Genomic DNA, 20,383 nt, shown 5'->3' with positions numbered 1-20,383 from the left:
GTTAACGCGGATGAGCCAAGTGAACGACGCCACAACCCGCCCGGTGCAGTCACCGAAACCATGAAGCGGTTGGCTGGCCAAGGTGCCCGTCTTGTAGATTCGAACGAAAGACGAGGCACCAAAACCTCGCGGCATTCCACCGGCAACACAAGACACGCAAAGAACGGCGGGCGAGGTCATGCGGCTCCGCGCACTCCTGGAAACCAACACCCTGGGCCTGCGGCTGCTCGGCGGCGAGGAAGAGCTGGACCGCACCGTACGTGGCGTGATGACCACCGACCTGCGCGATCCCAGCCGGTATCTCTCCGGTGGCGAGCTGGTCCTCACCGGCCTGGCCTGGCGGCGCGAGCCGGAGGACTCCGAGCGGTTCGTGCGCATCCTGGCCACCGCGGGCGTCGCCGGTCTCGCGGCGGGCGAGGCGGAACTCGGGTCGGTCCCCGACGACCTGGTGCAGGCGTGCCAACGGCACCGGCTGCCGCTGTTCTCCGTCGTCGAGGACGTGTCGTTCGCGTCCATCACGGAGTACGTGGTGCGGCAGGTCTCCAGCGAGCGCGCCGGCGACCTGGCCGCCGTGGTGGACCGCCACCGCCGCCTGATGACGTCGGGCCCCGCGGGCGGCGGTCCCGAGGTGGTCCTGGACCTCCTCGGCTCCGACCTGGATCTGCGGGCCTGGGTGCTCTCGCCCACCGGCCGGCAGATCGCCGGCTCGACGCTGGCCGACTCCGGACCCGAGCTGCCCGGCGAGCTGGCCGCCCGGCTCGCGGGCGAGCATCTGGCCGCCTCCCGCACCGGCCGCCGGGGCCCGCACCGCGTCACCCTGGGCGGCGCGACGTACTCGCTCTTCCCGATCCGCTACGACGGCCGGGATCTGCGCGAGACCCTGCTGTCGGACTGGCTGCTCGCCGTCGAGGCGGACGCCGGCGACTGGCCGGAGGAGCGCCTGGACCTGCTGCACGGCGTCACCCAGCTGATCGCCGTGGAGCGCGACCGGCGCGACGCGGCGCGCACGGTCCGCCGCCGGCTCGCGCAGGAGGTGCTCGAACTCGTCCAGACGGGTGCACCGCCCGCCGAGATCGCGGCCCGCCTGCGGGTGGCGGCCCCGGTGCTGCTGCCCGGCCTGGGCAGCGCGCCGCACTGGCAGATGGTGGTGGCGCGGGTGGAGTGGGAGAACGGCGACGTCCCCGGCGGGGCGGTGGCACAGACCCTGCTCGAAGAGGTGCTGGTCGACCCGGGGACCTTCGGCCCCGAGCCCTCGGACCGCATAGCGGTCGCGCACACCGGCGACGAGGCGGTGGCGCTGGTCCCGCTGCCCGCCGTACCGGACGACTCCGGAGCCCCCGAGGTGTCCGGGCTGCACGCCGACGACCTGCTCCGCGTCGTCCAGGAACCGCTCGGTCGCGGTCTCGCGGAGGACGGGCGGCTGACCATCGGCGTCAGCGCCTCGGTGCACTCCGCGGAGGGGCTGCGCGGAGCGCTGGAAGAGGCACGGCACGCCCGCCGGGTGGCCGCCGCCCGCCCGGGGCGGGTCTGCGCCGCCGGCCACGAGGAGCTGGCCTCGCACGTCCTGCTGCTGCCGTTCGTGCCCGACGACGTCCGCCGGGCGTTCACCGCGCGGCTGCTGGACCCGCTGCGCGACTACGACCGCAAGCATCGCGCCGAACTGATCCCCACGCTGGAGGCGTTCTTGGACAGCGACGGCTCCTGGACCCGCTGCGCCACCCGTCTGCACCTGCATGTGAACACCCTCCGCTATCGCGTCGGGCGTATCGAGCAGCTCACCGGCCGCGATCTGGCCCGCCTGGAGGACAAGCTCGACTTCTTCCTCGCCCTGCGGATGAGCTGACGACCGCCGGGCCGGGGAACACTCCTCCCCGGCCCGTGCCCGGGACGTTGGTCTCGCGCTGCCCCGTCGCCGGAAAGATCCCTCCCATGGTCTAAGGCGGGCGGGGCGGTTCGCGCCACGCCCGCTGCACGGTGTCCGTGACGTGACGTGCTGCCCGTGGCTCGCCCCGTCACCCGGCTGCGCGCCCCTGCGGATCCCGTGGGGACGGGAGGGTTCGTGCGGCGTGGGTGCTGATCCCGTCGCCGGGGGCGCGTGCGCCGGGTGCCCGACATGCGCTCCCTTCCATGAATGTCCGCCGGAGCCCACCGGTCCGTTGCCGCCATGCGGAGTAACTCGATCGGGCGGCATCCGCTCAACGCCGTTGCCTCCCACGGCGACCTCGCCCGGCCGTGGCACGGCCGATCAGGGCCCCCGTACCGGCCTCCACCGCCCCGCCGAAGATTGTGAATTCATTCACCCACCCCCTTGGCCCGGCGACGGAAATCGTGCTGAGATTCGCCCACTGCTTCCAGTTCCAGCTCAATGGCGCGCTCGGGGAGGGCAATGTGGCGGATACCGCCATGTCAGGTTCCGCGGATTCCGCGGACCCCATCAGGTCCGCGGAACCGCTTTCGATGCGGGCGGCATTTCCACCGGCGGTACCGGCAGCGAGAACGGTCGAGGGGGACGATCCCCTCGACCGCGCCGTTTGGCGGCTGCGGTCCCGCGGCTGTTGGGACGACGCGGCCGCGCTCCTGGAACCCCACTCCGTCCATCACGCCCCGTCCGCCCTGCGCCGCGCGGCCCTTCTCGTCGAGCGCTGCATGTTCACGGCGACCGGCTGGGCGGCGGCGGAGGACGCGCTGCGCACCGCCGAGGCGCTCGCCGGTGACGACGACGAGCGGGGCGGCGCGGCCTGTGAGCGCGGCCATCTCGCGTACGCCGCCACGGTCCTGGGCGCCCGCGACCGGGCAGACGAGGCGCGCTCGGCGCTCGGCAGGGCCGCCGCGCTGCTCGATCCGACCGCGCCCGGACGCCCGTTGCTGGACTTCCGCCGCGGACTGATGGCCGAGCACATCGCCGACAGCCCGGATTCGGCGCGCGCCGCCTACCGCCGTGCGCACGCGGGCGCCACCGCCCACAAGGACTCGCTGCTGCTGTCCTTCACCTGGCGTCATCTCGCCGGACTCGCCCTGCGTGACGGGGAGTTGACGGAGGCTCGGCACGGCTTCGCCGAGTCGCTGCGGATCCGCGAGGAGCTCGGCTTCCTCATCGGTACCGCGCCGGCGCTCGCGGCGCTGGCCGATGCCGTCGAGGAGGACGAGGCGGCCGGTCTGCGTGCCGAGGCGGCCCGGCTGTTCCGCCTCATGGGCGGCGTCCCCACCTGGCTCGCCGGGCAGCTCCCGCCGGTTCCGTGACGGAGAGCCCGGCAGGGGCGCACGACTGACGGGCGCGCGCCCCTGCCGGGCCTGTCAACCCCCCGTCGTCGGCCATGCCGGTTCCGACACGGATTGGCCGGAACCGGACGCCGCCCACGAGGTTTCGGCCGGAAGGCGGCACCGCGGGCGGCTGCCGTCGGGGCCCTTCCCCGCCCCGCGGCGGGGAACAGGGCGGGCAGCGACCCCATCAGCCGGTATCCCGTCGCCGGGACAGCCGCGGCACGACGGCCGGCGCCCCCCTCGGCGAGATCACCCGGCCGACGAACAGGGAGGTGGGACGGCCCCTGATTGACGCGGGGCGACGCGGCGGGCACCCGTCCCACGCGCCCCGAGAATGGCCGCAAGTCGCACTGTGAGGCGGTGGCGGGGCCTGGATGCTGGTCCGGGACCAGCCGGTTCCCCCCGTTGACAGAGCCTTTCAGGAGGCCCATTCGTGGCAGCAGGAGCGATCAACAAGACCGCTGGATCCGACTGGGGCAAGGCGGATTTCGAGGCGATCTACAACTGCCCTGATCCCCGGCGGTACTTCACCACTCTGCAACCCCTGGACTACCAGATTCCGCACCACGGCCAGGCGGTGTTCCGCACCGTCGCCGAGACGCTGCAGCGGTGCAGGGCCGACCGCGCACCGCTCGATGTCGTCGACCTCTGCTGCTCATACGGGGTCAACGCGGCGCTGCTCAACCACCGACTCTCGCTCGGCGATCTCTACGACCGGTACGCGGCGCACGGTCCCGGCGTGCCGCAGACCCGTCAACTCGCGCGTGAGGACGGTACGTTCTTCGCCACCAGGCGACGGCCGGGAGCCGCCCGGGTGATCGGCATCGACGCGGCGGAGCAGGCGGTCGAGTACGCACAGAAGGTCGGTCTGCTCGACCACGGCTTCGCGGAGAACCTCGAACACGACGAGCCGAGCGCGGCGCTGCGGCGGGCGCTGGCCGGCACCGACCTGATCACCGTCACCGGCGGCGTCGGCTACATCACCGCACGCACCTTCGCCCGGCTCTTCGACTGCGTGTCGTCACCGCCCTGGGTAGCGGCGTTCGTCCTGCGCACCGTGTCCTACCGGCCGGTCTCGGATCTGCTCGCCCGCGCGGGGCTGGTGACGGAGAAGTGCACCACGCGGACGTTCCGCCAGCGGCGGTTCGCCGACGACGGCGAGCGGCAGGCGGCCTTCACCGCGCTGGCCGGACACGGGCTGTCCACCGCCGGCAAGGAGGACGACGGTTTCTACCACGCGGAGCTGTATCTCTCCCGGCCCGCGGCCGATGCCGTGGCGGTCCCGCTGACGGAGCTGCTGCCCGGCTGAGCCGGGCCCCGCGACGGCCGGCGGGGCCGGTCAGTGCGGGTGGCGCGCCACCGAGAGGTGGGCGCGGGCGATGCGTTCGGCGACCGCGTACTCCTGGGTGATCAGGGCGTCCAGGAGCGCCGTGTGCTCGGAGGCGTCGGCGAGCAGATCCGCCGTGCGCAGCCGGGCCCCGCCGGCCGGCCACTGGGTGCGGCGCAGCAGGTCGTCGGTGACCTGCACCAGGTGACGGTTGCCGGTGAGCGAGACCAGCGCGTGGTGGAACACCTGGTCGGCCTCGGCGTAGCCGGCGCGGTCGCCGTGGGCGGCGGCCGTGACGCCCGCCGCGGCGAGCGGGCGCAGCTCCTCCCAGCGCTCGGGCGGCAGCGCCCTTGCCAGCCGGGCGATCGCCGGGACCTCCAGCATGGAGCGGACCTCCGCCAGCTCGGCGAGGTCGCGGGGGCTGCGTTCGCAGACCCGGAAGCCGCGGTTGGGCACGACCTCGACGGCGCCCTCGCCCGCGAGCTGCTGCATGGCTTCGCGGACGGGGGTCGCGGAGACGCCGTAGCGCTCGCCCAGGGCGGGGGCGGAGTAGAGCTCGCCGGGAGCCAGCTCGCCGCTGAGCAGGGCCTGGCGCAGCGCGGTCAGCACCTGGCCGCGGACGGAATGCCGCTGCGGCCGGGGGGCCTGCGTGGGCACCAGCGGCCCGGTGGCTGCGGCCGTCGACGACGGGCCGGGGACGACGGGGGCCGGGACGTCGCGTTCATGGACGGCGCGCTCGTGCACGACGTGATCGGCGTACGGCGCGGCGGTGCCGGCCGGTGCGGACAGCCACGCCCCTGTTCGCGGCTGCTGTTCCGCTGTGCCCTGCTCCATGGCGGTTCCTCCTGACGTCCCCAGCACCATAGGCGCCGACGGCGGCGGTTCACACCTCGGTGGACGTGGGTAAGACTTCCGGTAAGGTAAGGCTTACCTGCCAACGATCGCGATTCGGTGGTCTCCCGCATGACTCCTGCCCTCGCCGCCCCGCCCCTCGCGCAGCCCGTCGTCCAGCCCGTCGCCGGGGCCTACGCACGGCTGACCGAGGTGTTCCCCGGCCTGCGCATCACGGAGTGGGACGCGGCCCCGCCCAGCGGCGACGGCTGGGTGTGCGCGGCCGGCCTCGCGGCGGGCGGCGAGGCCCTGGACGCGTTCCTGGCCTGGGACGACGCACAGGTCCTGAAGGACTACGGACAGACCGCCCGGCCGGATGTCGTCGCGAGCTTCGCACTGCACCGCTACGCCTGGCCCGCCTGCCTGCTGATCACCATGCCGTGGTTCCTGCACCGCCGGGTCCCACGGCTGCCCGTGCAGGACGTGTCCTTCCAGCGCGAGCTGGGCCGCATGGCGGTGCGCGTTCGCTCCTTCGCGTGCCTTCCGGACGACCCGGCGGCGGCGCTGCCCGGCGCCCGGGTGGTCCCGGACGAGGAAGCGCTGCGCGCCGAGGTCCGGGAAGCGGTGGCCGAGCATCTTTCGCCGGTGCTGGACGGCTTCCGTCCGCGCCTGCGACGCGGCCCCCGCGCCCTGTGGGGGATGGCGACCGACGAGATTGTCGAGGGCCTGTGGTACCTCGGGCATCTGCTGGGCGAGGAGGCGCGCGCGGTGACCGAGGCCCGGCTCCTGCTGCCGGGGGCGACCGCGCCGTACGTCGGGGGTGCCGCGTTCCGCGAGCTGACCGGTCCGCGCGGCGAGGCACTGCCGACCCGGAACCGTGCCAGCTGCTGCATGTTCTACACCCTGCGCCCCGAGGACACCTGCGTCACCTGCCCCCGCACCTGCGATGGGGACCGGGTCAAGCGGCTCACGGAATCCGCCTGACGCACGCCACGCGACCGGCAAGGCGGCCCGGCGACAGCTTCCGCCGGCGACGGCTTGCCCCCAACCTGGCCCGAGCCTCGGGGGGTTCGCCGTACCCCGACCCGCCCCGGCGTACCCCCTGCCGCTACGATCGGCAGATATTTTGAACTCGTTCAAAAAAGGGGGGACCAGATCATGCCTGAGTCGACCACGACCGCGCCCCGCCGGGCCGAATCGCCCGCCGTCGCCCTGGGCCCCACCGCGCTTGTCCTCGGCGTGCTCTCCGCCGTAGGCGCGTGGGCGCCCGCGCTCACCCTCGGCGCCTTCCCTCTGGCGATCATCGCAGGGGGCCTCGCCGTCACCCTCGGCGCGGCGGGCATCCACTGCGCCCGCCGCGGCGCCGGCCGCCTGTGGACCGCCATCGCCGGAACCGCCTTCGGCGTCGTCGGACTCACCGGCGTCATCACCCTCGTCCTGGCCTTGAGCGTCCAGTAGCCGGACCGATGGTACGGAACGCCTCAACTCACCCTCGGGAAAGCAGAGTTGGTCGCTCGCCTGACCGACGTGCGGTGGTTCAGAGCCGGCGCTCGGCGTTTCGCTGCTCGGCCTTCCGGGGTGCTGTCATGTCGAGCAGGAGCATGGCGTCGTGGTCGGGGGTGCCGGGCTCGGCGGTGTAGGCGCCGAGGCGTTGGCCAGGTGTGCCTTCGAGGTGCATGCTCTGGGCGCTCAGGGTCAGGATGCCGACCTGGGGATGGTGGAAGGTCTTCTGTGTCTTCTTGCGCCCGACGACGTCGTAGCGCTCCCACAGCTTCGCGAAGTCGGGGCTCTTGAGGAGCAGTTCGCCGACGAGGTGGGTGAGGTCGGGGGCATCCGGGTTGGTGCCGGCCTCGGCGCGCAGACGGGCGACGCAACCGCGGACCTGGGTGTCCCAGTCGGGGAACAGCTCGCGTGCGGTGGGGTGGAGGAAGAGATAGCGGGCGAGGTTGCGCTGGGTGGCGGGCCAGTCGGCGAGCCCCGCGTACAGGGCCAGGCCGGCGGGGTTCCAGGCGAGCAGATCCATGCTGCGGCTGACGATGTAGGCCGGGTTCGGCCGCATCGCTTCCAACAGCAGCTTCAGGTGCGGGCGGACCGTCCGGCTGGGAGGGGGCGGCGGCTCGGGGGCGTAGCGGGCGGCACGCGCTGCGAGCTCGCGCAGGTGGTGGTGTTCGTCGTCGTCGAGGTGCAGGGCGCGGGCGAGCGCGTCGACGACGCCGGGGCTGGGCCGGGTTTCCTTGCCGCGTTCGAGGCGGGTGTAGTAGTCGATGCTGACCCCGGCGAGGGTGGCCAGCTCCTCGCGGCGCAGACCGGGGGTGCGGCGTACGCCGGGCCCGGGGGTGAGTCCGGCGCTCTCGGGACTGGTCTGCGTGCGGCGGGCGCGCAGGAAGCGTCCCAGTGCGTCTCCGCTCGTGTGCTGCTCGGGTGCCATAGGGCCAGTGTCGCTCCGCCGGCACCGGGGCGCCGTCAGCGAGAGGGGCCCTGTCACACCCCCGCTGGCCACGCCCCGGAACGACCCGGCCTGCCTATATGGCGCGGACGGCGGCACGGTGGACGACGTCGCCCTTTCCCTCCGTCGAGCAGGAGCACGCCCTCTCGTGTCCACCGCCCTCACCACAGCTGTCGCCGAAGCGGAACAGACCACCGCACCGCGCCGTCCCGGCGCCGGTGCGGCTCTCGGGGCCGCACTGCTGGGGTTCTTCGTCATCACGCTGGACGCCCTCGTGGTGAACGTCGCGCTGCCGTCGATCCAGGACGGTCTGGGTGCCGGCATCACGGGGCTGCAGTGGGTGGTCGATGGCTACACCCTGATGTTCGCGGCTCTCCTGCTCGCCGCGGGCTCACTGACGGACCGGCTCGGGGCCCGCCGCACCTTCGGTGTGGGCCTGGCCCTGTTCGTGGCCGCCTCAGCCGCCTGTGGCATGGCCCCGGGCCTCGGGGTGCTGGTCGCGGCACGGCTGGTGCAGGGCGCCGGTGCGGCGGTGATCGTGCCGTCGTCCCTGGCGCTGATCCGCACGACCTTCCCGGACGCGGGCACGCGGGCCAGGGCGGTCTCCGTCTGGGCGCTGGGCGGCTCCGTCGGCTCGGCGGCAGGGCCGGTCGCGGGCGGTGTGCTCAGTCAGGTCGACTGGCGACTGATCTTCTTCGTCAACCTGCCGGCCGGCTTGGTCGCTCTGCTCCTGCTCCTGCGCACCGACCGCTCGCCGCGCTCGAAGCGGGTGGCCTCGTTCGACTGGACGGGCCAGGTCTCGGCGGTCGTGGCGATGGGCGCGCTGACCTTCGCGGCGATCGAGGCCGGTGCCGACGGCCTCACCGCGCGGCAGGTGATCGTCTCGTTCGCGCTGGCCGTGGCCGCGGCCGTGGTGTTCATCGTGTCGCAGGCCCGAGGCCGACATCCCATGGTCGGGCTGGCGCTGCTGCGGGAGCGCACCATGGTGGTCTCGGCCGTGATCGGCTTCGCGCTCAATGTCGGCTTCTACGGCATGGTCTTCCTGCTCAGCCTCTCTCTGCAGCAGGCCAGGGGAATGTCCGCGCCGGCCACCGGGCTCGCCTTCGTACCGATGACCCTCCTGACCGCGTTCGTCAGCCCGACAGCAGCCTGGTTCGCCGCACGGTTCGGCCCCCGCATGCCGGTGATCACCGGCCAGGTGGCCATGACGACCGGGCTCGTCCTGCTGGCGCTCGTACCCGCCTCCGCGCCCGTGTGGCTGCTGATCGCCGCGATGGTTCCGGTCGGCGCGGGCGGTTCGCTGGCCGTCCCCGCCCTGACCTCCCTGCTGCTCGACCACGTGGCGGCCGAGCGGGCCGGTACGGCCGGCGGCGTGCTGAACACCTCCCGCCAGGTCGGCGGCGCGCTCGCGGTCGCGGTCTTCGGCGCGCTCATCGCCGACCGCCACCACCTGGCGACCGGGCTGGAGACCGGCCTGCTGATCGCCGCCTCGGTGGTCCTCCTCGCGACGACGGCGAGCTTTCTGCTGCGGCCCACCATCCGCACGTGAACCGGCAGCCCCCGGACACGTACGACGCCCGCGCGGCACTGCGGTTGCGGCGGGAGACAACGAACCAGGAAATGGTCGAAGAAGGGAGTCAAGTGCAATGAAGTACATCAAGCTGCGCGAACTGGAAGTTTCCCGGATCGGGCTGGGCGCGATGGGTATGTCCCACGGCTACACCGACTCCGGGACCGATGAGGCGGAGTCCATCCGCACCCTGCACCGGGCGCTGGAGCTGGGCGTCACACTCATCGATACCGCCGAGATCTACGGTCCCTACACCAACGAGGAGCTCCTCGGCCGGGCGTTGAAGGGCCGCCGCGACCAGGTGGTGCTGGCGACCAAGTTCGGCATGGTCTCGCACGCCGGCGCAGGCCCCTGGAATCTCGACAGCGCTCCGGCCAACATCCGCACGGCGGTCGAAGGCTCGCTCAAGCGGCTGGGTACCGACCACATCGACCTCTACTACCAACACCGCGTCGACCCCAGCACTCCCATCGAGGAGACGGCCGGCGCCGTGGGCGAGCTGGTCACCGAGGGGAAGGTCCGTGCGTTCGGCCTGTCCGAGGCCGGACCGGACACCATTCGCCGCGCACACGCCGTCCACCCGGTCACGGCCGTCCAGTCCGAGTACTCCCTGTGGACCCGGGGTCTGGAGGAGCGGGTGCTGCCGGTGCTGCGCGAGCTGAACATCGGCCTGGTGCCGTTCGCGCCGCTCGGGCACGGCTTCCTCACCGGCACGATCCGCTCCACCGACGACTTCAAGGAAGGCGACTTCCGGCACGGCAACCCGCGCTTCACCGGCGAGAACTTCCGGCGCAACCTGCGCCTCGCCGACGAGGTCCAGGCCCTCGCGGCCGAAGCCGGCGCCACCCCCGCCCAGGTCGCCCTCGCCTGGCTGCTGGCCCAGGGCGACGACATCGCGCCCATCCCCGGCACCAAACGCGTCCACCGCGTCGAGGAGAACACCGCCGCCGACGGCATCCGGCTGACCCCCGAGCAGATCGACAGGCTCGGCAGCCTGCCCCCGGCCGCCGGCGAGACCCACACGGAAGCGGGGCGGCGGATGCTCGAACGCTGACCGGCCACCACACCCGCACCCTGCGCACGTAAGGAAAGCCCATGCAGAACGTCACCCTGAACAACGGTGTCGAGATGCCGATCCTCGGATTCGGCGTGTACCAGATCCCGCCCGAGCAGACCGAACGGGCCGTCACCGACGCGCTCGCCGCCGGCTACCGGCTGCTCGACACGGCCGCCGCCTACGAGAACGAGGAGGCCGTCGGCCGCGCCATCAAGAGCAGCGGCATCCCGCGCGAGGAGCTGTTCGTCACCACCAAGCTGTGGGTCCAGGACGCGCCCGGCGAGGAGAACACCGAGCGCGCCTTCGCGGCCTCGCTGCGCAGGCTCGGCCTGGACTACCTCGACCTGTACCTGATGCATCAGCCGTACGGCGACGTGTACGGGCAGTGGCGTGCCATGCAGCACCTGTATCGCGAAGGCCGCGCCAAGGCGATCGGCGTGTCCAACTTCTACCCCGACCGGCTCCTCGACCTCGTCCTCAACAACGACATCACACCCGCGGTCAACCAGGTGGAGACCCACCCCTTCTTCCCACGCACGGCCGATCAGGAGCTCATGCGCGAGCACGGGGTCCAGATCCAGTCGTGGGGCGGCTTCGCCGAGGGCAGGAACAACCTGTTCACGAACCCGGTCCTGAGGGAGATCGGCGAGAAGCACGGCAAGTCCGTGGCGCAGGTCGTGCTGCGATGGCTCGTCCAGCGCGGCGTCGTCGCGATCCCGAAGTCCGTCCGCCCCGAACGGATGGCGGCGAACATCGACGTCTTCGACTTCGAGCTCACCGACGACCAGATGGCGTCCATCGCCACCCTGAACACGGGTGGCTCGCTGTTCTTCGACCACCGCGACCCGGAGATGGTCGGCTGGCTCAGCAAGCGACGCGTGGCGTGAACGACTGACCTGGTGCGGGCGCCCGCGCCGACACACCACGCCCCTGCTCCCGCGCGCGGGTGCCTTCGTCCTCACGGGCCGGGCACCCGCGTGGGGGGCTTCCTCCTCGCCGCCCTACGACGGCACCCGCCTCATGGATCAGGGGCTTCACCATGTCGCAGAATCAGACCAGCACCGAGATATCCGGGGGCGGTGCGCATCGCGATGCCGTTCGATCGCGCCGGGGAACCGGCTCATGACCGCGGACGGGCCCGGCTCCGGCTCCGGCTCCGGCTCCGGCTCCAGGAGGGGTGCTCCCGCCGTACCGGGGCGGCGCGCGCTCCTTCGTGGCGTGCTTCTCGGAGGAACTACCGTCCTGACAGGTTTCCGGACCACCGGCTGTTCCCCCTCGTCGCCGCGGGGCACGAACCCGTCGGCGCGTACCGACCGGCCCGCCTCGGCCGCCGAGCGCGGAAAGCGGGTCCTGCTGGCCTACTTCTCCCGGCCGGGTGAGAACTACCACTACGGCGTGCGCACGGATCTCCAGGTGGGAAACACCGAGGTCCTCGCCAGGATGATCAGCGAGCGCATGGAGTGCGACGTGCACCGCTTCGATGCCGCCGTCCCCTACCCGGACTCCTACGACGACGCGGTCGCGCGCAATGCCCGGGAACAGGAAGCCGATGCGCGGCCCGCCATCGCCAACCTGCCGTCGTCGATCGACCGTTACGACACAGTGCTGCTGGGCGGCCCCATCTGGAACGTCCGGGCACCCATGATCATGTCGACCTTCGCGGAGAAGTTCGACTGCCGCGGCAAGACGGTGTTTCCGTTCACGACGTATGCCATGAGCGGACTGGGCACGACCGAGCGGGACTACGCCGCGTCCTGCCCGGGCGCGACCGTGGGGGAAGGACTCGCGGTACGCGGCGAGAAGGTCCGGGAGGCCGACGCCGATGTCCGTTCCTGGCTACGGCGCATCGGCGCCCGCCAGGACTGAACCAACTCTCGTACGGACCGGCGGGACGGCGCCGCCCACCGGGCGGCACAGCAGCCCGGGCCGAAGCCGACGTTACCCGTGCAGTGCGGCGGCCCGGTGACGATCGGCGGCTGGGTTACCCGCCCACGCGCCGGATCTCGTATCCATACCCCTTGTCCACGTTCACGTCGAAATACATCACCGGACGATCTCCCCCCTCGCTAACGCTCAGCTGACCAACCGCTGAATCCGAAAAGGATCCCCCGGCCGCGAAGTTGAGCATCACGGCAGAGCTGGGGCTTCCGTGATCCATTTCCCAGTCTCCCTTCCCGGAAAGTGGCCCATTCCCCGGGGGAGGCTTGATGAAGCTGAAGACGATCGCGCTCCGGGGAATCCTGGACATCTCGAACCGCCCATTGGCATGGAACCGCACACGCCCCTCCCCGTCGCCGACCCACGAGCCGATAACTTCTCGCGTTCTCAATTTCTCATGACCGGTACCGCACCCCGCGGAACCGAGCAGCATGAAGCCGGCCCATGCGCAGATGGCGGCCTCGCGGAGAACCCGGCACTTCATTGCGACCTCATTCGTGGATCCACTCCGGGGGAGGCGACTGCGGCGGTACCCCATGGCCCGCGCACGCCTGCCCAGTTGCAGCATTTTCGAGCCGGGGCCAACCCCCGAGGAATCGAGGTCCTCCGCGGTCGTCTTCGCCCCCACGGCGCCGCCTGCGCGCCGTACCAGCGACCACCGGAAGCGACACCGGCAACACTGTGGTCAAGACGCCGGCCACGTCACATCGGTTCTTCGCGCAATGCGAATCCGACGCCCTCTCCCCCAAGTCATCGTCCCTTGAGCTGAGTTCATAAACCGCGCGTACCACCCCCGAGGCGCCGCCCGACACCGGCCGACAATCCACCGGACGCGGCGAGTCGGCACGGATTCTCCGCACCTGACGGGCGGTAAGGAAAGCCGGCATCAGGCGGCACGGGATTCGGACGCGGACCCGCGCTCGGTGCCGCACCCGAGCCCCGTCGTCACCCGTCAGGGTGATCTCTTTCGAACTCAACCTCCTGAGCAGGAACGGTAGTTCGACATGAACGCGCCCTCACCGCACCCCTTGGCATCCTCTTGTTCCGAATACCTCGGTTGGGACAGCGGCTTCCGTCAGGATGTCGCGCGAAACCGCGTACGCGAGGCAAGGGATCCCAGAATGATGATGACCGACATATCGCTGGACTGGCTGATTCCGGCAGTCCTGATGCTCGCCGGGGTCCTGGGGGCCGTGGCGCTGGTCGTGCGCGGCAAACGCGCGGCGGCCCGGTCCGGTGGCGAGGACTCCTGGGAGCGCAGCGAGGAGCGCCGGCGGCGCAAGGAGGCCGTCTTCGCTTCGGCCTCGTATCTGCTGCTGTTCTGCTGTGCGGCGGTTGCCGCCGCACTGTCCTTCCACGGCCTGGTGGGCTTCGGGGTCCAGAACCTCAACCTCTCCGGAGGCTGGGAGTACCTGGTGCCCTTCGGCCTCGACGGTGCCGCGATGTTCTGCTCCGTGCTCGCGGTGCGCGAGGCCAGCCACGGCGACGCGGCACTCGGCTCCCGCATGCTGGTGTGGACGTTCGCCGGTGCCGCGGCGTGGTTCAACTGGGTGCACGCACCCCGGGGCCTGGACCACGCGGGCGCGCCGCAGTTCTTCGCCGGGATGTCGCTGTCGGCCGCTGTCCTCTTCGACCGGGCGCTGAAGCAGACCCGCCGGGCGGCGCTGCGTGAACAGGGCCTGGTGCCCCGCCCGTTGCCGCAGATCCGGATCGTGCGCTGGCTGCGCGCTCCCCGCGAGACCTTCGCGGCGTGGTCGCTGATGCTGCTCGAGGGCGTGCGGACACTGGACGAGGCCGTCGAGGAGGTGCGGGAGGACCGCCGGGAGAAGGAGCAGAACCGTCACCGCAGGCGCGAGCAGGGCAAGCTCGACCGGGCCCGGATCAAGGCCATCAACCGGCAGCACCGCTCCTGGGGCATCGGCCGGGGCGGCGGCAGGCTGGCGGTGACGCAGGGCACCACGGCTGGGGAGATGGCCGGTCAGGACTCGGCCATAGCCGGGCACCAGCCGCTTTCCGCAGGGGAACTGCCGGTGCGCTCCCGCCCGGCCCTCAAGGCCGTGTCCGCCGCTGAGGCCGCCGCGAACGCGGCAGCGGCCGAGTCCCGGTTGACCGTGGACCTCACCGCCGAGGACGACACCCAGACCCTGCCCCGGCTGGACTCCCTGGAGGAGAAACTCGCCCAGATCGAACGGCAATTCGGCTAGGCGGTGACCACATTCCGTCCCGCCCGCGCCATCCCTGGTGGCGGACCGTGCCGGCCGGCACACCCCGACGCCCGTCAGGCCGGTCCGCCGCCCAGCTCGAACCACACGCTCTTGCCGACGCCGTGGGACCGTATGCCCCACGCGTCGGCCAAGGAGCGCACCAGCATCAGGCCCCTGCCGGAGGTGCCGTCAGTGGTCGGCGCCCGGGGTTCGGGGCGGCGGGAGACGAAGTCTCGCACCTCCACCCGCAGCCGGTCGGTGAGTGTGGCGGTGACGACGGCGCCGCCCTTGGCGTGCACCAGCGCGTTGGTGACGAGTTCGCTGGTGAGGAGCGTCGCGACCTCCTCCAGTTCGCCGCTGCCCGGTGGCGCCCAGCGGCTGAGCAGCTGCCGCAGCTCCTGGCGCACCTCGCCGACCGCGCGCAGGTCCGCGGGCCGCACCTTGCGTTCCAGGGTCCGCGGAGGGGGCGCGGATAACGCCCCTCGCCGGCTCCGGTCTGCCGTTTCGTGTCGTCTGTCCCGTTCCTCGCGCCGCACAGGCTGACGCATTCTCTCCCCCGCCCCGAACGAACCATCGGCGCTCTTCCTCGAACAGCCTCACGGTCATGCATGCCCAACGGGCCGGGCGCCATGCTTCGGCGTCCGCCCGGGCGGGGGCACGGCTTCCGCGCGCCGGGTGGGCCGACCCGGCCGCCAGTGGGTATGCCTGGCGGTGACACGCCTGGGACGTGTTCCGTACGAGCGTGAGGAGCAGCTGTGCACGACGACCGACTGCTGGTGGAGGGGCGCCTGGAGCGGGCGCTGGGGCAGTTCATCAGGCCCGCGCAGTACGCGGCGCGGGTCCCGCTGCGCCTCACCGCATGGCATGTGCCGGGCGAGCCGGTGCCGGTGCGGGAGGCGTTGCAGGCCGCGTACGAGCCGTTCGCCCCCGGCGACGCATGGGGCCCGCCCTGGTCGACGAGCTGGTTCCGGCTGGCGGGTGAGGTGCCGCAGGAGTGGGCGGGGCTGCGGGTGGAGGCCGTCCTCGACCCCGGGTTCAGCGGCGACGGGCCGGGCTTCCAGGCGGAGGGGCTGGTCCACGACGCCGACGGCGTCCCCCTCAAGGGCATCCATCCGCGCAACCGGCACGTCCCCGTCGGCGCCCCGGCGCGCGGCGGTGAGGAAGTGCGCCTGCTCCTGGAGGCTGCCGCGAACCCCGCGGTGCTGCGGGACTTCCGGCCCACCTCGCTCGGCGACGTCACCACCGCCCCGGGCCGGCCGCTGTACCGCTTCGCCTCGGCGGATCTGGCCGTGCTCGACGAGACCGTCTGGCAGCTGGTCCTCGACGTCGAGGTGCTCTCCGAGCTGATGCACGAACTGCCCGCCGACCGGCCGCGGCGGCACGAGATCCTGCGGGCGCTGGAGAACATGCTCGACGCGCTGGACCTGCACGACGTCTCCGGGACGGCGGCCGCGGGACGGGCCGAGCTCACCGAGGTGCTGAGCCGTCCGGCCTGCGCGAGCGCGCACCGGGTGTCGGCCGCCGGACACGCCCATATCGACTCGGCCTGGCTGTGGCCGCTGCGGGAGACCGTGCGCAAGGCGTCCCGGACATTCGCCAATGTCACGCAACTCGCCAAGGAATACCCGGAGTTGGTGTTCGCGTGCTCGCAGGCACAGCAGTACGCGTGGGTCAGGGACAACCAGCCGCACATCTGGGAGCGCATCAAGGAAGCAGTGCGCGCGGGGAACTGGGCGCCGGTCGGCTCGATGTGGGTGGAGTCGGACGCCAACATGCCCGGAGGTGAGGCGCTGGCGCGACAGATCGTGCACGGCAAGCGCTTCTTCCTGGAGGAGCTGGGGGTGGAGACCGAGGAGATCTGGCTGCCGGACTCGTTCGGCTACACGGCGGCGTTCCCGCAGCTGGCGCGGCTGGCCGGGGTGAAGTGGTTCCTGACCCAGAAGCTGTCGTGGAACCAGACCGACAAGATGCCGCACCACACCTTCTGGTGGGAGGGCATCGACGGCACCCGTGTCTTCACGCACTTCCCGCCGGTCGACACCTACAACTCCCAGTTCCACGCCCGCGAACTCGCCCACGCGGAGCGGAACTTCGCCGACAAGGGGCGCGCGACCAGCTCGCTGGTGCCGTTCGGCTGGGGCGACGGCGGGGGCGGTCCGACCCGCGAGATGCTGGAGCGTGCCCGGCGGCTGCGCTCCCTGGAGGGCTCGCCCACGGTCACGATCGAGCCGCCGTCCCGGTTCTTCGCGGCGGCCCACGAGGAGTACGGGGCGGCCGCGCCGGTCTGGTCGGGGGAGCTCTACCTGCAGTTCCACCGCGGCACGTACACCTCGCAGGCGAAGACCAAGCAGGGCAACAGGCGCTGTGAACACCTGCTGCGCGAGGCGGAGTTGTGGGCGGCGACGGCCGCAGTGCGGGCCGGCGACACGGGGACGTACGCCTACCCGTACGACGCGCTGGACCGCTTGTGGAAGACCGTCCTGCTGCATCAGTTCCACGACATCCTCCCCGGCTCGTCCATCGCCTGGGTCCATCGGGAGGCCCGCGCCACGTACGCCGCCGTCGAGGCGGAGCTGACCGCGCTGACCGACGCCGCCCTCGCGGCGCTGGGGGCGGCCGGTGAGCCGGCGGACGCCGCGGAGGGCCTGACGCTCTTCAACGCCTCGCCGTACGCGCGGGACGAGGTCGTCGAGGTGCCGGCGCCGGGCGGGCACACCGCCGTCGCGGTTCACGTGCCCGCCCTCGGTGCGGCTGTCGTCGGCGCCGTGGCGAACGGCCACGCGCCGCCGCCCGTGCGCGCGAAGAGCGACGGCGGCGCCTTCACCCTCGACAACGGCCTGCTGCGGCTGCACGTCGACTCCGACGGACTGCTGACGTCCGTCCGCGACCTCACCGTGGGGCGCGAGGTGCTGGCGCCGGGCGCACGGGGCAATCTCCTCCAGCTCCACCCCGACCACCCCAACAAGTACGACGCCTGGGACCTCGACCGGCACTACCGCAACCGGCACACTGATCTGACCGGCGCCGAGTCCGTCGAGCTGGTGACGCCAGGACCGCTGTCCGCCACGGTGCGGGTGACCAGGGCGTTCGGCGCCTCCCGGGTCACCCAGGAGTTGACGCTGCGGGCCGGCTCGCGGCGCGTCGACATCACCACCGACATCGACTGGCACGAGTCGGAGAAGGTGCTCAAGGCCGCCTTCCCGCTGGATGTACACGCCGAACGGTCCACGGCGGAGGTGCAGTTCGGGCATGTGCACCGTCCCACGCACGCCAACACCAGCTGGGACGCTGCCCGGTTCGAGATCTGCGCGCACCGCTGGCTGCGGGTCGCCGAGCCGGGCTACGGCGTCGCGCTGCTCAACGACTCGACGTACGGCCACGACGTCACCCGGGCGCCCCACGACCAGGGCCTGGGCACAACGGTCCGGCTGACGCTGCTGCGCGCCCCGCACAGCCCCGACCCGGAGACCGACCAGGGCACGCACCGGTTCACCTACGCGCTGCTGCCCGGCGCCGAGGTCGGCGACGCGGTCGCCGAGGGCCTGGCCCTCAACCTTCCCCTCCGGGCCGCCGCCATGGGGCCCACCTCCCCGACAGCTCCGCTCCCGGCGCCGGATCCGCTGATCCGCTTCGACCATCCGGCGATCACCGTCGAGTCGGTCAAGTTGGCCGAGGACCGCAGCGGCGACGTGGTGGTACGCGTCTACGAATCCCGTGGGGGCCGCGCCACCGGCACCCTCTCCCCCGGTTTCGCGGTCGAGCAGGTCACCGTCACCGATCTGCTGGAGCGGCCACTGCACGAGGAGGCAGAAGGGCCGACCTCCGACGTGACGGTGGAGCTGCGGCCGTTCCAGATCCTGACGCTGCGGCTGCGTCCACAGCATCGGTAGTACATCTGTGCATGACTGAGCGTCACATCCGCGGAATATTACGTAGGTTGGAACGGGCCATTTGAAGCATGCGGCCGACCCCGCCGTCCAGCACCATCTTGCCCGCCGAGAGCGCGAAGCCGGACACCATCTCCGCGCTGATCTTCGGCGGGATGGACAGGGCGTTGGGGTCGGTGACGATGTCGACCAGCGCCGGGCCCTTGTGCTTGAACGCATCGCGCAGCGCCCCGCGCACCTGCTTGGGCTTCTCCACCCGCACACCGTGCGCCCCGGCCGCGCGGGCGATGGCCGCGAAGTCCGGGTTGTGGTTGGTGGTGCCGTACGAGGGCAGTCCGGACACCAGCATCTCCAGCTCCACCATGCCCAGCGAGGAGTTGTTGAACAGCACCACCTTCACCGGCAGGTCGTACTGCACCAGGGTGAGGAAGTCGCCCATCAGCATGGAGAATCCACCGTCGCCCGACAGGGAGACGACCTGCCGCCCCCGGTCGAGGAACTGTGCGCCGATCGCCTGGGGCAGTGCGTTGGCCATCGAGCCGTGGCTGAAGGAGCCGATCACCCGCCGCCGGCCGTTGGGGGTGAGATAGCGGGCGGCCCAGACATTGCACATGCCTGTGTCGACCGTGAAGATCGCGTCGTCCGCGGCCTCCTCATCCAGGAGCGAGGCGACGTATTCGGGGTGGATGGGGACGTGCTTGTCGACCTTGCGGGTGTAGGCGCTGACCACACCCTCCAGCGCGTCGGCGTGCTTCTTCAGCATCCGGTCGAGGAACTTGCGGTCGGGTTTGGGCCGCACCTTCGGCGTCAGGGAGCGCAGCGTCTCGCGGACGTCGCCCCAGACGGCGAGGTCGAGCTTGGTGCGGCGGCCCAGGTGCTCGGGCCGGACGTCGACCTGGACGATGGTCACGTCGTCGGGCAGGAACGCGTTGTACGGGAAGTCCGTGCCGAGCAGGAGAAGCAGATCGCACTCGTGGGTGGCCTCGTAGGCCGCGCCGTAGCCGAGCAGCCCGCTCATCCCGACGTCGTACGGGTTGTCGTACTGGATCCACTCCTTGCCGCGCAGCGCGTGCCCGACCGGGGACTTCACCCGCTCCGCGAACTCCATCACCTCGGCGTGCGCGCCCGCCGTGCCGCTGCCGCAGAACAGCGTGACCTTGTCCGCCGCGTCGATCATGCGGGCCAGCTCGTCGATCTCGGCGTCCCCCGGGCGCACCGACGGGCGCGAGGTGACCATCGCGTGCTCGACGGGCCGTTCGGGGGCCTGCTCCCCGGCGATGTCTCCGGGGAGAGAGACGACGGCGACTCCGCTCTGCCCGACGGCGTGCTGGATCGCCGTCTGCAGCACCCGCGGCATCTGTTTGGTGCTGGAGATCAGCTCGCTGTAGTGACTGCACTCGGTGAACAGCCGGTCGGGGTGCGTCTCCTGGAAGAAGGTGGTGCCGATCTCGCTGGAGGGGATGTGCGAGGCGAGGGCGAGGACCGGCGCCATCGAGCGGTGCGCGTCGTAGAGGCCGTTGATGAGGTGGAGGTTCCCGGGGCCGCAGGAGCCGGCGCAGGCCGCGAGCTTGCCGGTGAGCTGTGCTTCCGCCCCGGCCGCGAAGGCCGCGACCTCTTCGTGCCTGACCTGGATCCAGTCGATCGCGCGGTTGCGGCGGATGGCATCCACCACGGGGTTCAGGCTGTCGCCGACGACACCGTAGAGCCGCTGCACCCCCGCGCGCACCAGGATGTCCACGAACTGCTCGGCAACGGTCTGCTTCGCCATGTCGCTGTCGCTCCTCAAGTGGCGGACGGGGGAAGACGCACGGGCGCGCGCCGGCGGGCGTACCGGCGGGTGGCGTACCGGGGCACGGGCTCAC

15 protein-coding genes are annotated in these 20,383 nt (G+C 71.9%); 11 read left to right on the top strand and 4 right to left on the bottom strand.

All coding sequences use genetic code 11. The annotated features are described in order from the left end of the window. Positions 1-178 precede the first annotated feature (178 nt). From ACGFZW_RS15730 to ACGFZW_RS15720, 3 genes are all read left to right on the top strand, one after another. On the top strand, positions 179-1,843 hold the full coding sequence (locus ACGFZW_RS15730; RefSeq protein WP_393893651.1) for a PucR family transcriptional regulator: 1,665 nt from the start codon (positions 179-181) through the stop codon (positions 1,841-1,843). Positions 1,844-2,403: 560 nt separating this feature from the next. Continuing rightward, positions 2,404-3,240, top strand: a complete 837-nt coding sequence (locus ACGFZW_RS15725) for a hypothetical protein (protein WP_393893690.1) — start codon at positions 2,404-2,406, stop codon at positions 3,238-3,240. A gap of 454 nt (positions 3,241-3,694) precedes the next feature. Beyond that, positions 3,695-4,570, top strand: coding sequence for a hypothetical protein (locus tag ACGFZW_RS15720; protein WP_393893650.1), 876 nt, complete (start codon positions 3,695-3,697; stop codon positions 4,568-4,570). 30 nt (positions 4,571-4,600) lie between these two features. On the opposite strand, the gene ACGFZW_RS15715 is transcribed toward ACGFZW_RS15720, so the two are convergent. Beyond that, positions 4,601-5,422 carry a GntR family transcriptional regulator gene (locus ACGFZW_RS15715; protein WP_393893649.1) on the bottom strand — a complete coding sequence of 274 codons (822 nt, stop codon included), beginning with the start codon at positions 5,420-5,422 and terminating at the stop codon, positions 4,601-4,603. Positions 5,423-5,551: 129 nt separating this feature from the next. On the opposite strand from ACGFZW_RS15715, the gene ACGFZW_RS15710 reads away from it, so the two are divergent. Both ACGFZW_RS15710 and ACGFZW_RS15705 read left to right on the top strand, forming a co-directional pair. Next, positions 5,552-6,403 carry a (2Fe-2S)-binding protein gene (locus ACGFZW_RS15710; RefSeq protein WP_393893648.1) on the top strand — a complete coding sequence of 284 codons (852 nt, stop codon included), beginning with the start codon at positions 5,552-5,554 and terminating at the stop codon, positions 6,401-6,403. 174 nt (positions 6,404-6,577) lie between these two features. Further along, a complete protein-coding gene (locus tag ACGFZW_RS15705) occupies positions 6,578-6,877 on the top strand; it encodes a hypothetical protein (RefSeq protein WP_393893647.1) in 300 nt (99 codons plus the stop codon). Between the two features lie 79 nt (positions 6,878-6,956). Here ACGFZW_RS15705 and ACGFZW_RS15700 read toward each other — a convergent pair whose 3' ends face one another. Further along, on the bottom strand, positions 6,957-7,847 hold the full coding sequence (locus tag ACGFZW_RS15700) for a helix-turn-helix transcriptional regulator (RefSeq protein ID WP_393893646.1): 891 nt from the start codon (positions 7,845-7,847) through the stop codon (positions 6,957-6,959). A gap of 166 nt (positions 7,848-8,013) precedes the next feature. Between ACGFZW_RS15700 and ACGFZW_RS15695 the strand changes: the two genes are divergently transcribed. The 5 genes from ACGFZW_RS15695 to ACGFZW_RS15675 all read left to right on the top strand — a co-directional run bounded on the left by ACGFZW_RS15695 (position 8,014) and on the right by ACGFZW_RS15675 (position 14,634). Beyond that, complete coding sequence (locus ACGFZW_RS15695; protein WP_393893645.1) at positions 8,014-9,414, top strand: MFS transporter; 1,401 nt, start codon at positions 8,014-8,016, stop codon at positions 9,412-9,414. A gap of 97 nt (positions 9,415-9,511) precedes the next feature. Then, positions 9,512-10,489 carry an aldo/keto reductase gene (locus ACGFZW_RS15690; protein ID WP_393893644.1) on the top strand — a complete coding sequence of 326 codons (978 nt, stop codon included), beginning with the start codon at positions 9,512-9,514 and terminating at the stop codon, positions 10,487-10,489. Between the two features lie 41 nt (positions 10,490-10,530). After that, positions 10,531-11,379, top strand: coding sequence for an aldo/keto reductase (locus ACGFZW_RS15685; protein ID WP_393893643.1), 849 nt, complete (start codon positions 10,531-10,533; stop codon positions 11,377-11,379). 235 nt (positions 11,380-11,614) lie between these two features. Next, positions 11,615-12,358, top strand: coding sequence for a flavodoxin (locus tag ACGFZW_RS15680; protein ID WP_393893642.1), 744 nt, complete (start codon positions 11,615-11,617; stop codon positions 12,356-12,358). Positions 12,359-13,551: 1,193 nt separating this feature from the next. Beyond that, entirely contained in the window at positions 13,552-14,634 is a 1,083-nt protein-coding gene (locus tag ACGFZW_RS15675) for a DUF2637 domain-containing protein (RefSeq protein ID WP_393893641.1), read from the top strand. A 74-nt stretch (positions 14,635-14,708) separates the two neighbouring features. Here the strand turns inward: ACGFZW_RS15675 and ACGFZW_RS15670 are convergent, their stop codons facing one another. Beyond that, entirely contained in the window at positions 14,709-15,074 is a 366-nt protein-coding gene (locus ACGFZW_RS15670; RefSeq protein WP_393893640.1) for an ATP-binding protein, read from the bottom strand. A 315-nt stretch (positions 15,075-15,389) separates the two neighbouring features. Here ACGFZW_RS15670 and ACGFZW_RS15665 point away from each other — a divergent pair, with 315 nt between their 5' ends. Continuing rightward, entirely contained in the window at positions 15,390-18,524 is a 3,135-nt protein-coding gene (locus ACGFZW_RS15665; RefSeq protein ID WP_393893639.1) for an alpha-mannosidase, read from the top strand. 22 nt (positions 18,525-18,546) lie between these two features. On the opposite strand, the gene ACGFZW_RS15660 is transcribed toward ACGFZW_RS15665, so the two are convergent. After that, positions 18,547-20,289 carry a pyruvate dehydrogenase gene (locus ACGFZW_RS15660; protein ID WP_393893638.1) on the bottom strand — a complete coding sequence of 581 codons (1,743 nt, stop codon included), beginning with the start codon at positions 20,287-20,289 and terminating at the stop codon, positions 18,547-18,549. Between the last annotated feature and the right edge of the window lie 94 nt (positions 20,290-20,383).

The sequence above is a fragment of the Streptomyces sp. NPDC048248 genome, from assembly GCF_043201875.1.
GTDB lineage: Bacteria > Actinomycetota > Actinomycetes > Streptomycetales > Streptomycetaceae > Streptomyces.
This window is presented reverse-complemented; position numbering and strand designations above follow the sequence as displayed.